Source organism: Geodermatophilus sp. SYSU D00700 (assembly GCF_054050255.1).
Genome location: NZ_JBJGZA010000044.1, coordinates 22170 through 35343 on the forward strand (window position 1 = coordinate 22170; position 13174 = coordinate 35343).

A 13174-nucleotide genomic window follows, 5' to 3' on the forward strand; every position below is an offset into this window, starting at 1 on the left:
GCCACCCGCCCACCGCCGGGCGTCAGCCCTGGGAGGACGAGAACGCGGCGTCGAACGCGGCGGCCGGCGGGTCGAAGGCCAGGCGGCGGACGAACGCCAGCGCCTCGGGGGCACCGACGAGGCGGTCCATGCCGGCGTCCTCCCACTCCACCGAGATCGGCCCGTCGTAGCCGATGGTGTTGAGCATCCGGAAGCAGGCCTCCCACGGGACGTCGCCGTGGCCGGTGGAGACGAAGTCCCAGCCCCGCCGCGGGTCGGCCCACGGCAGGTGCGAGCCGAGCCGGCCGTTGCGGCCGTTGCCCACCTGGCGCTTCGCGTCCTTGCAGTCGACGTGGTAGATCCGGTCCTTGAAGTCCCAGATGAACGAGACCGGGTCGAGGTCCTGCCACACGAAGTGCGACGGGTCCCAGTTGAGCCCGAAGGCCTCGCGGTGGCCGATCGCCTCGAGCGTGCGGACCGTCGTCCAGTAGTCGTAGGCGATCTCCGACGGGTGCACCTCGTGCGCGAACCGGACGCCGACCTCGTCGAAGACGTCGAGGATCGGGTTCCACCGGGCGGCGAAGTCGGCGTAGCCGTCCTCGATCATCGAGGCCGGGGCCGGCGGGAACATCGCCACGGCCTTCCAGATCTTCGATCCGGTGAAGCCGACGACCGTCTTGACGCCGAGCTTCGCCGCGGCGCGCGCGGTCAGCTCCATCTCCTCGGCGGCGCGCCGCCGCACGCCCTCGGGGTCGCCGTCGCCCCAGACGCGCCTGTTGACGATGTCCTGGTGCCGGGCGTCGATGGGGTCGTCGCAGACGGCCTGTCCGTTGAGGTGGTTGGAGATGGCCCACACCTTGAGGCCGTACTTGTCGAGCAGCTCGAGCTTCTGCTGCACGTAGGACTCGTCGTTCGCGGCGCGCTCGACGTCGAGGTGATCGCCCCAGCAGGCGATCTCCAGGCCGTCGTAGCCCCACTCGGAGGCGAGCCGGGCCACCTCCTCGAACGGCAGGTCGGCCCACTGGCCGGTGAACAGGGTGACGGGACGGGGCATCAGTCGGTCCTCTCCTCGATGCGGGTCCACACGGAGTCGGCCGCGGCGCTGCGCTCGACCGCGTCGAGCACCCGCTGGATCTGCAGGCCGTCGGCGAACGACGGCGCCGGGTCCTGGTCCTTGGCGATCGCGGTGACCAGGTCGACGACCTGGTGGGTGAAGCCGTGCTCGTAGCCCAGCCCGTGCCCGGCCGGCCACCACGAGCCGATGTAGGGGTGGCCGGGCTCGGTGACCAGGATGCGCCGGAACCCGGCGCGCTCGGCGGGCTCGTTGCCGTCGAAGAACTGCAGCACGTTCATGTCCTCGAAGTCGAAGGCGAGGCTGCCCTCGGACCCGTTGACCTCGACGCGGATGGCGTTCTTGCGGCCCAGCGCGAACCGGGTGGCCTCGAACGTGGCCAGCGCGCCGCCGGAGAAGCGGCCGAGGAAGACGGCGGCGTCGTCGACGGTGACCTGGCCGGTCCCCTCGCCGGCGACGCCGGACAGCGACCCGGCCGCCGCGGGCAGCGGGCGCTCCTTGACGAAGGTCTCCAGCAGCGCGCTGACGCCGGTGAGCGTCTCGCCGGTGACGTACTGGGTGAGGTCGACGATGTGCGCGCCGATGTCGCCCAGCGCGCCGGAGCCGGCCTTGTCCTTCTCCAGCCGCCACGACATCGGCGCCGAGGGGTCGGCGATCCAGTCCTGCAGGTACTGCGCGCGCACGTGCCGCACCTGGCCGATGCGGCCCTCGGCGACCAGCCGGCGGGCCAGCCCGATCGCCGGCACCCGGCGGTAGGTGAAGCCGACCATCGAGCGCACGCCGCGGGTGGCGGCCCGGGCGGCGGCGGCGGCCATCGCCTCGGCCTCGGCGACGGTGTTGGCCAGCGGCTTCTCGCACAGCACGTGCTTGCCGGCCTCCAGCGCCGCGATCGCGATCTCGGCGTGGGTGTCGCCGGGGGTGCAGACGTCGACCAGGCCGACGTCGTCGCGCTCGAGCAGCCGCCGCCAGTCGGTCTCCACCCCCGCCCAGCCCAGCCGGGCGGCGGCGTCGGTGGCCCGCTGGCGGTCGCGGCCGGCGAGGACGGTGAGCTCGGGACGGAGCGGGAGGTCGAAGAAGTGCGGGGCGGTGCGCCAGGCCTGCGAGTGCGCCGCGCCCATGAAGGCGTGTCCGATGAGACCGATCCCGAGGGTCGGCCGGTCTGCTGAGGTCATGGGGGCTCCCGGGGAGGGGCGGGACCGCCGGTGACCGGCGGTCCCGCCCGGGTGGATCAGGACTCGAACGCGGCGTCGATGTACTGGTCGACGTTGTCCGCGGTGACCACCGGCGCGTTCAGCACCGTCCGCCGCGGGACGCCCTGGGAGGTCAGGTCCGACAGGCTCTTGTCCTGCGCGACGAGCCGGGCCAGCGCGATGCCGTCGGCGGCCTGGGTGTGCGGGTAGATGACCGTCGCCTGGAGCACGGACTCGCCGGACTGGATCTCCCGCATGGCGTTGGCCGAGCCGGCGCCGCCGACCATGAAGAACTCGCTGCGCCCGGCGCTCTGGATGGCGGCCAGGACGCCGACGCCCTGGTCGTCGTCGTGGTTCCAGATGGCGTCGATCTGCGGCGCGGCCTGCAGCAGGTTCGACGCCGCCTCCTCGCCGCCCTCGACGGTGAAGTCGGCGGCGACGCGGTTGTCGACGTCGAGACCGCACTCCGCCAGCGCGTCGGCGAAGCCCTGGCTGCGGTCCTGGGTCAGCGGCAGCGAGTCGATGCCGGCGATCTCGGCGACGACCGCGTCCGGGTTCTCGCCGAGCTGCTCGCAGATGTACGTGCCGGCCGAGACGCCCATCCCGTAGTTGTCGCCGAGGATCGTCGCGCGGGCGGCGAACTCGCTGTCGAACTCGCGGTCGACGTTGATGACCGGGATGCCGGCCTCCATCGCCTGGAGCGCGACCGGGGTCATCGCGGCGCCGTCGAAGGGCAGCAGCACGATGGCGTCGACGCCGTCGTTGATGAACGTCTCCACCTGGCTGATCTGGGTGCTGACGTCGTTGGTGCCCTCGGCGACGACGAGCTCGACGTCCTCGTAGTTCTCGGCCTCGGCGCGGGCGGCCTCGGTGATGCCGGCCATCCAGCCGTGGTCGGCGGCCGGGGCGGAGAAGCCGATGGTGACGGTCTCGCCGGCCTCGTCGTTGCTGCTGGCCGCCTGGTCGCCACCGCCACCGCCACCGGTGTCCTCGGGCGTGTTGCTGGTACAGCCGGCCACGAGCACGCCTGCGCTGAGCAGGGCGACCGTGGCGTACGGCAGACGGCGGAACGGACGCTGCCTCGATGCGGACATGCTCTCTCCTCGGGTGTCGCCTCCCTGTCCGGGAGCCGGGTGGGCGCCGGACGGGTCCGGCGGGTGGTGCGACCGGCGCGCGGGGGTCGCGCGCCGGGTGGTGCGGGGAAGTCCTGCGGGGAGGTCCCGGCCGGGGGCCGTCAGAGCGTCTTGCCGGTCGCGGCCGGCCGGGCACCACCGGGCCCGCCGTCGGCGGTGGTGCCGCCGGACACCGCGCCCGACGGCGAGCCGGGCAGCACGGGGCCTCCGGACACGCCTCCGGACGGGGGCCGGCGGAAGCTGAAGCCGCCGGTGGCCAGCCGCTGCTGCAGCAGGACGGCGAGGACGATGATCACGCCGGTCGCCACGGCCTGCGCCGAGCTCGACAGGTTGTTGAGCGTGAAGATGTTGCCGAGCGTCTCGAAGACGAGGACGCCGAAGACGGTGCCGACGATCGTCCCGCGCCCGCCGATCAGCAGCGTCCCGCCGATGACCACCGCGGCGATGGCGTCGAGCTCGTAGAGCGTGCCGTGCGTCGAGCTGCCCGTCGTCGTCCGCGCCATCATCATCACTGCGGCGATGCCGCAGGTGATGCCGGAGAGCACGTAGAGCTTGACGGTGTGCCGCTGCACCCGGATGCCGGCGAGTCGGGCGGCCTCGGCGTTGCCGCCGACGGCGAACGTCCGCCGGCCGAAGGTGGTGCGGTTGAGCAGCACCCACCCGGCCACGGCGACCAGCGCGAAGATGATCACCAGGGTCGGGACGCCGAGGACGTCGCCGGAGAAGAAGGACAGGAAGTCCCGGTCCCGCACGATCTGGGTGCGCCGGTTGGCGATGATCTCCGCCAGGCCGCGGGCGGCGGTGAGCATGGCCAGGGTGGCGATGAAGGCGGCGAGCCGGCCGTAGGCGATGACGACGCCGTTGACCAGCCCCGCGACCGCGCCGACGACCAGCGCGGTGAAGACCATGACGATCCAGTGGACGTCCTCGGCCATCTGCTGGGTGGCCAGCGTGGTGGCCCAGACCGAGGCCAGGGCCACCAGCGCGCCGACCGACAGGTCGATGCCGCCGCCGATGATCACGAACGTCATGCCGACGCTCACCACGCCGATGACCGAGGCCAGCCGCAGGATGGTCAGGATGTTGTCGACGTCGGCGAAGCGGTCCCCCGCCGTGACGACGCCGACGACGCACAGGAGCACCAGGGCGACGACCAGGCCGAGGTTGCGGCCCACCGGCCCGGCCAGCAACCCGCCGGAGTGCCCGCGGCGGGCCTGCTCCTTGCCGGTCCCCGTGGTCAGCGCGGTGCTGCCCTCACTCATGCGACGTCCCCTTCGTGCACCGGGACGCCGTGCGTCGACGTCCCCTCCATGACCAGGTCGAGCACGCGGTGCTCGTCGAGTGCCGACGCGGGCTCCTCGGCCAGCACCCGGCCCTCCGCGACGACGAGGACCCGGTCGGCCAGACCGAGCACCTCCGGGATCTCGCTGGAGACCACGACCACCGCGACCCCGCGGTCGGCGAGGTCTCGGACCAGCGCGTAGATCTCCGACCGGGCGCCGACGTCGACCCCGCGGGTGGGCTCGTCGAGCAGCAGCACCCGGCACTCGCGCAGCAGCCAGCGGGCGAGCACGACCTTCTGCTGGTTGCCGCCGGAGAGGGTGCGCACCTCGCGGCCGACGTCGGCCGGGCGGACCTCGAGCGCGCTCACCTGCTCGCGGGCGGCGTCGCGCTCGGCGGTGCCGGACAGGAAGCCGCCGCGGGCGAAGCGGGCCAGGCTGGAGATCGAGATGTTGCGGGCGACCGACTCGCCGAGCAGCAGCGCCTGGCTCTTGCGCTCCTCCGGCGCCAGGCCGACGCCGGCGGCCACCGCGGCGCCGACGTCGCCGGGCCGCAGCCGGCGGCCGCCCACGCGCACCGAGCCGCTGGTCGCCCGGCGGGCGCCGTAGACGGTCTCGAGGATCTCCGAGCGGCCCGAGCCGACCAGCCCGGCCAGCCCCACGATCTCCCCCGGCCGGACGGTGAAGGAGACGTCGGAGAACGCGCCGCGCAGGCCGAGGTCGTCGACTTCGAGCACCGGCTCGGCGGTGGCCGGGGGCCGGTGGTGGCGCTCGGGGAAGACGTACTCGATGTCGCGGCCGGTCATCAGCGTGATGACCTCGCGGGTGGGCGTCTCGCGGGCCGGCAGCCCGGTGGCGACGGTCCGGCCGTCCTTGAGGACGGTGATCCGGTCACCGATCTCCCGGATCTCCTCCAGCCGGTGGGAGATGTAGACGACGGCGACGTCGTGCGCGGTGAGGTCGCGGATGACCGTGAACAGCCGCTCGACCTCCTCGTTGTCGAGGACCGCGGACGGCTCGTCCATGATGATCAGCCGGGCGTCCTGGGACAGCGCCCGCGCGATGCTCACCATCTGCTGGGAGGCCGCGGGCAGCGACCCGACCTCGGCGGCCGGCCGGATCTCGGGGTGGCCGAGCCGGGTGAGCAGCTCCCCCGCCCGCCGGTTCAGCTCGCGCGGCCGGACGAAGCCCAGCTGGGCCTGCTCGCGGCCGAGGAAGACGTTGTCGGCGACGGTGAGCCCGGCCACCAGGTCGAGCTCCTGGTAGATCGTCGCGATGCCGAGGCCCAGCGCGGCCTGCGGCGTGGCCAGCCGGACCCGCTCGCCACGCCAGTGGATCACGCCGTCGTCGGGCTGGTGGGCGCCGGCGAGGACCTTGATCAGCGTGGACTTGCCGGCGCCGTTCTGGCCGAGCAGGCAGTGCACCTCACCGGCGCGGACGTCGAGGTCGACACCGGCGAGCGCCCGGACGCCCGGGAAGGTCTTGACGATGCCCTGCATCTCCAGCAGCGGCGCCTCGCGCAGCACCGCTCCGTGCTGGGTGTCCACGGCATCACCCGACTTCTGCTCAGTGTTGACCATTAGTCCGTTGAGCGCAGAACGTATGAGGTGGCACACAGGAGGTCAAGCCCCGCGCGGTGCGGTTACCGAATCGCGACGTGCCAGCGGGTCCGTCCCGGCGTGCCGGGGACGGGCCGGAGGGGGTTCGGTCTCAGTGGGCGAGCGCCTGGTGGACGGAGTCCTCGTCCAGGTAGCCCTCGATGGCCATGAGGGCCGCGCCGATCCGGCCGGAGAGGTCCGGCGCCTCGCTGACGGTGATCTCCAGGGCGCGCGCGGCCAGCGGCATGGACCGGCCGTACACCGCCTCGCGGATCCCGGCGAGCAGCGGGACGCCCGCCTGGGCGACCCCGCCGGTCATGACGATCCGGTGCGGGTTGAAGAAGTTGACCAGCGCGGCCAGGACGGTGCCGATCGTGCGGCCGGCGCGCCGGACGAGCTCCAGGGCCACGCCGTCGCCCTGCGCCGCCCGCTCGACGACCTCGCGGGTCGTCGTCACCGGCAGCCCGGCGGCCTGGGCGTCGCGCAGCAACGCTCCCCCGCCGGCGATCGCCTCGAGGCAGTTGGTCTGGCCGCACCGGCAGACGACCTCGCGGCCGTCGGCGGAGGGGACGTGGATGTGGCCGATGTCGCCGGCGCTGCCCTGCGCCCCGCGGTACACCCCGCCGTCGACGATGATCCCGCAGCCGATGCCGGTGCCGACCTTCACGACGAGGACGTCCTGCACCGACCCGGCCACGCCCATCTCGCCGAGGGCCATCACGTTGACGTCGTTGTCGACGAACACCGGGCAGCCGTAGCGGCCGAACGCGCTCGGGATGGGGAAGTCGTGCCAGCCCGGCATGATCGGCGGGTGGGAGGGCCGTCCGGTCGAGAACTCGACCGGGCCGGGGACGCCGACGCCGGCAGCGCACACGTCGGCCGGGGTCAGCCCGGCCTCGGCCAGCACCTGCTGCGCCAGCCGGTCGACCTCGGCGAGGACCGGGCCGGGCCCCTCGGCGATGTCGATGGGGTGCCCGGCGGTGGCGAGGATCTGCGCCGACAGGTCGGTGACGGCGACGTCGACGCTGGTGACGCCCAGGTCGACGGCGAGCACGCACCCGGCCGCGCTGTTGAACCGCAGCAGCGTCGGCGGCCGGCCCCCGGTGCTCCAGCCGCGGCCGCCCTCCTCGAGGAGGCCGGCGGCGATGAGCTGGTCGACGCGCGCGCTCACCGTGTTGCGCGCGGCGCCGGTCAGCGCGACGAGCTCGGCCCGGCTCCGGGCACGGCCGGTGCGCACGTGGTGCAGCAGCGCGCCGGCCGAGGCGGAGGAGGAGCCCATGCCGTCATGGTGACACGCCGCGGGCCTGCTGCCCGTTGCTCGGCCCGGCGGCGTCGGCGAGGGCCGTCCGCAGCACGGCCGCGACGTCGTCGGGGTGGGTCTGCACGGTCAGGTGGGCCGCGCCGGGCACCTCCGCCACCCGGCCGCGGGGCGCCGCGGCGGCCACCCGTGCCGCCCAGTCCGGGCGGCAGAGCCGGTCGCGGGTGCCCCGGACGACGGTCACCGGCACGCCGACGGCGCGCAGCCGGGCGTCGATCCGGTCGCGGGCGGCGGCCCGCCACAGCGCCCGCATGGCCCGCGGGCCGGTGGTCAGCCACTGCGCCAGGACGAGGGGGACCTGCCACCACGGCTCGCGCACCGCCGTCCCCAGCCACCACCGCACGAGCGTCGCCGGCCGGCGCAGCCGCGGGTCGGTCGACGGGCCGAGCAGCACCACCCCGGCGACGCGGGGGTCGGTCGCCGCCGCGGCGACCACCTGGCAGCCCTGGCTGTGACCGGCCAGCACGGCCGGCCCGGTGCCGAGGCGGGCGCGCAGCGCGGCGGCGAGGTCGTCGAGCGGGGGAACAGGTGCAGACCGGCCCATCCCGGGTAGGAGCACGACGTCGGCGGGCACCCGCCGGCACAGCCGTGACCAGGACCGCCCGTCCAGCCCCAGGCCCGGGACGACCACGAGCCGGGGGATGAGGGCGGGCACCGGCCCGGTTGTACCGGGTGGACGCGGACACCGCGAGCGCACCACTCGACGGCGGCCGTGTCGGGGATCACCGCCCCGGCCCGGGCGCCGCAGGACAGCGGAGTCCCTGACGGGAGAGGATCAGTCATCATGACGACGACATCACCTGCGCACACCCCCGCCGACAGCTCGCGGACCGGCCGGCCGCGGGTGGTGATCGTCGGGTCCGGCTTCGGCGGCCTGTTCGCCGCGAAGGCCCTGCGCAAGGCCGACGTCGACATCACGGTGATCGCCAAGACCGGGCACCACCTGTTCCAGCCGCTGCTCTACCAGGTCGCCACGGGCATCCTGTCCGAGGGCGAGATCGCCCCGGCCACCCGTGAGGTGCTGCGGCACCAGAAGAACGTCCGGGTGGTGCTCGGCGAGGTCGTCGACATCGACGTCGACGCGCGGACGGTGACCTCCACCGTCCTCGGCCGCACCGCGGTGCACCCCTACGACGAGCTGATCGTGGCCGCGGGTGCCGGGCAGTCCTACTTCGGCAACGACCAGTTCGCCGAGTTCGCCCCCGGCATGAAGAGCATCGACGACGCCCTCGAGCTGCGTGGCCGGATCTTCGGCGCCTTCGAGCTGGCCGAGATCGCCACCGACCCCGCCGAGGTCGAGCGGCTGATGACCTTCGTCGTCGTCGGCGCCGGCCCGACCGGCGTGGAGATGGCCGGCCAGATCGCCGAGCTCGCGCACCGCACGCTGCGCCGCGACTTCCGCAACATCGACCCCGAGCAGGCGCGCATCATCCTCATCGACGGCGCGCCCCAGGTGCTGCCGCCGTTCGGCCCGAAGCTGGGTGAGAAGGCCCGCCGGCACCTCAACAGGATGGGCATCGAGGTGCAGCTCGGCGCCCTGGTGACCGACCTCGACGCCGACGGCCTCACCGTCAAGGACTCCGACGGGCAGCTGCGCCGGATCACCGCGGCCACCAAGGTGTGGGCGGCCGGCGTCCAGGCGTCCCCGCTGGGCCGGATGCTGGGCGAGAAGACCGGCGCCGAGGTCGACCGGGCCGGCCGGATCTCGGTGCAGTCCGACCTCACGCTGCCCGGGCACCCCGAGATCCACGTCGTCGGCGACATGGCCAACCACCCCGACAAGCTGCCGGGCGTGGCGCAGGTGGCCATCCAGGGTGGGCGCTACGCGGCCGACCAGATCACCCGCCGCCTCGCCGGGAAGAAGCCCCGCGGGGCCTTCCGCTACCGCGACAAGGGCAACATGGCGACCATCTCGCGGTTCTCCGCGGTGGCCGACATCAAGAAGCTGAAGTTCGAGGGCTTCATCGCCTGGGTGATCTGGCTGGTGGTGCACCTCTTCTACATCATCGGCTTCAAGAGCCGCGTCACCACGGTGCTGCACTGGATGGTCAGCTTCCTCGGCCGCGGCCGCTCCCAGCGGGTCGCCACCCAGCAGCAGGTCTACGGCCGACTGGCCCTGGAGAAGCTCGGTCCCGGCTTCTCGGCGTCCAAGACCGGCGGCCCCAAGGACCACGGCGAGAACCCGGACGAGGTCAACCCCGACCAGCAGAAGGACCTCGTCGCCCGCCGCACCGCCTAGACGAAGGACCCCGCTGCCCCCACGCCTCGCACGCTCGGCGCGGGACCCTGCAGCGGGGCCGTTCCAGCACCTCACGTGAGCCACGTGTCGAGGGCGGCGGTGACGAGGTCCGGCGTCACCACGTGGCCGCCGTCGAACTCGTCGTAGGCGACGTCGTAGCCGGCCGCAGTGAGCTGCTGCGACACCCGCCGGCCGCAGCGCTCCACCGGCAGCACGCGGTCGGCGGTGCCGTGCGCGATCCACACGCGCGGGCGCCCCTCCCGCCCCGGCGGCGCGGCGAAGCCGGGCGAGAACGCGAGCAGCGCCTCGAACAGGCCGCCGTTGGCCAGGCCGAGCGACAGCGCGTACGAGGCGCCGTCGGAGAAGCCGCCCAGCGCCGTCCGCGACACCGCCAGACCCGCGGCCACCTGCTCCAGCGCGGCGTCCAGGACGGCGACGTCGCGGCCGAGCCCGCCGGCGATGAGGTCCCAGGTGGTGGCGACCGACGACGTGGCGAGCACGGCGACCCCGCGGGCCCCCGCGACGTCGCCCACCGCGGCCAGGGACTGCGCGGCGTCGCCGCCGGCGCCGTGGCAGAACACCAGCAGGGGCCGCGCGCCGGTGCCCCCGCCCGGGACCGCGACCAGCGCCTCGGCGCGGCCCCCGAGGTCGAGCGCGGTGGTGCCCGGCGGCAGCGGCGGGCCGGCCGGGTCGGGCCCGGGGCGGGCCTCGAGCCGTCCCGCGGCGGCCGGGCGCGGAGCGGCCACGGCTACACCGCGTGCGCCACCGGGGGCACGTGCTCGTCGGGCCGCTCGAGGTGCAGCGGCTGCAGCGGCGTCGTCTCCTCCAGGTACAGGAAGGCGTCGTAGCGCTCCCCGAGCACGGTGGGCACGTAGTTGCCCCAGCGCTCCCGCTCGGGCCGGTAGACGACGCCGATCGCCCGGTGGTCGAGCCGGCGATCCAGCCAGCCCGGGCGCGCACCCGGCGGGACGACGACCAGCGCGTCCCGGCCGAGCGCCTCGTGCAGCAGGTGCTCCAGACTGCCCTCCCGGGCCGGCGGGACGGTCATCCGCTCCATCTGCGCGCCCCACTCCCGCCCGGCGACCACCCCGCCGCGGTGCCCGCCGAAGCCGACCAGGACGACGTCGCCGGCTCCGTGCCGCTCCCGCAGCAGCTGCCCGAGGTTGGTCATCCCGGCGTCGGCCATGTCGGTGGCCCGCGCGTCGCCCACGTGGGTGTTGTGCTCCCAGACGACGGCCTTCGCGCCGGTGTGCGCCAGCAGCCGGTCGAGGGTGTCGGCCATGTGCACGTCGCGCACGTTCCAGGACGCCGCCGACCCCGCCAGCATGGACCGGTAGTAGCGCTCGGCCCCGGCGACGACCGCGGCGTTCTGCTCGGCGGCGAAGCGGGCCTCGGGGTCGTCGCCGTCGGTGGTGGCGCCGCGCTCCTCGCACAGCCGGCGCAGCAGGTCGACGACGGTCTGCTCGCAGGTCGCCGGCGCCAGCCGGGTGGCGAAGGCGTACTCCGCGCCGTCCTCCCCGTAGGGCTCGAAGCAGCGCAGCGCCTGCACGGCGGCGTCGGCGTGGTCGGGCTCGTGCTCCCGCAGCCAGGCGACCAGCTGCTGCATCGAGTCCCAGAGGCTGTAGACGTCCAGGCCGTAGAAGCCGACGCGGTCGGCCCCGGGCCGGGCCGCGTTGTGGTCGCGCAGCCACCGGCAGGACTCGACGACGTCGTCGTTGGCCCACATCCACGTCGGCCAGCGGGAGATGGCGTCCAGCGCGGTGCGCGGGTCGGCGTCGGCGCCCGGGCGCAGCCGCACGCTCCGGTTGACCCGGTAGCAGTCGGGCCAGTCCCCCTCGACGGCCACGAGGCCGAAGCCGCGCTCCTCGACCAGCCGGCGGGTCAGCGCCGCCCGCCAGGCGTAGTACTCGTGCGTGCCGTGGCTCGCCTCGCCGATCGCGACCACCCGGGCGTCGCCGACCCGGGCGAGCAGCGGGTCGAGGTCGGTCGCGTCGCGCAGCGGGAGCGCGAGCCCCCGGACGTCGTCCCGGTCCATCAGACCTCCCCGGCCGCCCCTTCCCGGACGACCCGCTCGGCGACCGCCCGGCGGTCGCCCGTGCGCAGCCAGGTCCTCCGCTGCCGTGCGGCGGACGTACCCCGGCCGAGCAGGTCCTGCACCAGGACGCACACCTCGTCCCACTCGCCGGCGGCGGTGAGGTCCTCCTCGAGCTCGGCGAGCAGCCCGCTGACCGCGTCGCGGGCGTCGACCAGCTCCAGGCGCAGCGGGTCGAACAGCCGCCCCGCGACGCCCTCCCGCGCGGCCCGCCACCGGGCGGCGCGCAGGTGCTCCGGGCGGACCTCGGGCACCGGCTCGCCCCGGACGGCGCGGGCGGCGAGCACCCGCACGAGCGAGCGGACCAGCGCCGCGTGCAGGACGGCGTCGTCGAGGGTGGTGCAGACGTCGGCCAGACGGAACTCGATCGTGGGCAGCCGGGCCGAGGGGCGGACGTCCCAGTAGAGGTGCGAGCCGTCGGCGACGACGCCGGAGGCGACGAGGCCCGCGAGCACCCGGCGGTAGCCGTCGGCGTCGCCGAGGGGCTCGGGGGCGCCGGCGTGCGGGAAGCGGGTCCACCACAGCGTCCGCCACGACTCGTAGCCGGTGTCGACGCCGTCGTGGAACGGCGAGCTGCCGGTCATCGCCAGCAGCACCGGGACGTAGGGCCGGGTGCGGTCGAGGACGGCGACGGCGGTGTCGAGGTCGGGGACGCCGACGTGCACGTGGCAGCCGCAGATGTCCTGCTGCCGGGCCAGACCCGCCCAGCGCTCGACCATCGCCTCGTACCGCTCGCCCGGGGTGACCGGCATCGTGTGCCAGGACCCCCAGGGGTGGGTGGACGCGGGCAGCACCAGCAGCCCGTCGCGGGCGGCGGCCGCGGCGGCCTCGGCGCGAGCGGCGGTCAGCTCGGCGCGGACCTGCGCCAGCGTGGTGCACACGCCGGTGGCGATCTCGAGCTGGGTGGTCGCGATCTCGGGGAGGACGCGCGGTCCGGCCTCGCCGGCCAGGGCCGCGGCCGAGGCGCGCGGCCCGGGGGTCAGCTCGTAGGTGCCGGGGGCGACGAGGTGGAACTCCTCCTCGACGCCGAGGGTGCGCCCGACGCCGCCGCTGTCGGACTGCTGGCCGTCGGGGTGCACGCCGCTCCTGGGTGCCGTCGGGGGTCCTGCCGGGCAGGCCGACGCTACGACCGGCGGACCCGGCGCGCACCTGCTGACCAGCACGGTCGTGGGGGGGGGGGGGGGGGGGGGGGGGGGGGGGGGGGGGGGGGGGGGGCGGGGGGGGGGGGGCGGGGGCGGGCGGGGGGGGGGGGCGGGCGCGCGGCGGGGCGGGG

At 74.9% G+C, this 13174-nt stretch carries 11 protein-coding genes; 1 reads left to right on the top strand and 10 read right to left on the bottom strand.

Going from position 1 to position 13174, the window contains the following annotated elements; translation table 11 throughout:
- Positions 1-22 precede the first annotated feature (22 nt).
- From ACI79V_RS21420 to ACI79V_RS21450, 7 genes are all read right to left on the bottom strand, one after another.
- Positions 23-1033 carry a sugar phosphate isomerase/epimerase family protein gene (locus ACI79V_RS21420; protein WP_456892532.1) on the bottom strand — a complete coding sequence of 337 codons (1011 nt, stop codon included), beginning with the start codon at positions 1031-1033 and terminating at the stop codon, positions 23-25.
- Complete coding sequence (locus ACI79V_RS21425; RefSeq protein ID WP_456892534.1) at positions 1033-2223, bottom strand: Gfo/Idh/MocA family protein; 1191 nt, start codon at positions 2221-2223, stop codon at positions 1033-1035. Before ACI79V_RS21425 ends, ACI79V_RS21420 begins: the two co-directional genes overlap by 1 nt.
- Before the next feature lie 56 nt (positions 2224-2279).
- Positions 2280-3335: a substrate-binding domain-containing protein gene (locus ACI79V_RS21430; protein WP_456892536.1), complete on the bottom strand. Its 1056-nt coding sequence runs from the start codon at positions 3333-3335 to the stop codon at positions 2280-2282.
- A gap of 140 nt (positions 3336-3475) precedes the next feature.
- Positions 3476-4636 carry an ABC transporter permease gene (locus ACI79V_RS21435; RefSeq protein ID WP_456892537.1) on the bottom strand — a complete coding sequence of 387 codons (1161 nt, stop codon included), beginning with the start codon at positions 4634-4636 and terminating at the stop codon, positions 3476-3478.
- Positions 4633-6201, bottom strand: coding sequence for a sugar ABC transporter ATP-binding protein (locus ACI79V_RS21440; protein WP_456892539.1), 1569 nt, complete (start codon positions 6199-6201; stop codon positions 4633-4635). The genes ACI79V_RS21435 and ACI79V_RS21440 overlap by 4 nt, the downstream gene beginning before the upstream one ends.
- A 163-nt stretch (positions 6202-6364) precedes the next feature.
- The gene (locus tag ACI79V_RS21445; RefSeq protein WP_456892541.1) at positions 6365-7531 is read right to left on the bottom strand and encodes an ROK family protein; all 1167 of its coding nucleotides are present in this window, start codon (positions 7529-7531) and stop codon (positions 6365-6367) included.
- Positions 7532-7535: 4 nt separating this feature from the next.
- A complete protein-coding gene (locus tag ACI79V_RS21450) occupies positions 7536-8225 on the bottom strand; it encodes an alpha/beta fold hydrolase (RefSeq protein ID WP_456892544.1) in 690 nt (229 codons plus the stop codon).
- Positions 8226-8354: 129 nt separating this feature from the next.
- On the opposite strand from ACI79V_RS21450, the gene ACI79V_RS21455 reads away from it, so the two are divergent.
- Positions 8355-9809 (top strand): NAD(P)/FAD-dependent oxidoreductase, encoded by a 1455-nt coding sequence (locus tag ACI79V_RS21455; RefSeq protein ID WP_456892546.1) that lies wholly within the window; start codon positions 8355-8357, stop codon positions 9807-9809.
- Between the two features lie 71 nt (positions 9810-9880).
- Here the strand turns inward: ACI79V_RS21455 and ACI79V_RS21460 are convergent, their stop codons facing one another.
- The 3 genes from ACI79V_RS21460 to ACI79V_RS21470 are packed head-to-tail and all read right to left on the bottom strand — an operon-like array spanning position 9881 to position 12980.
- The gene (locus ACI79V_RS21460; protein WP_456892547.1) at positions 9881-10555 is read right to left on the bottom strand and encodes an alpha/beta hydrolase; all 675 of its coding nucleotides are present in this window, start codon (positions 10553-10555) and stop codon (positions 9881-9883) included.
- Positions 10556-10557: 2 nt separating this feature from the next.
- Positions 10558-11844 carry an erythromycin esterase family protein gene (locus tag ACI79V_RS21465; RefSeq protein WP_456892549.1) on the bottom strand — a complete coding sequence of 429 codons (1287 nt, stop codon included), beginning with the start codon at positions 11842-11844 and terminating at the stop codon, positions 10558-10560.
- A complete protein-coding gene (locus tag ACI79V_RS21470) occupies positions 11844-12980 on the bottom strand; it encodes a carboxylate-amine ligase (RefSeq protein WP_456892552.1) in 1137 nt (378 codons plus the stop codon). Before ACI79V_RS21470 ends, ACI79V_RS21465 begins: the two co-directional genes overlap by 1 nt.
- Positions 12981-13174: the final 194 nt, after the last annotated feature.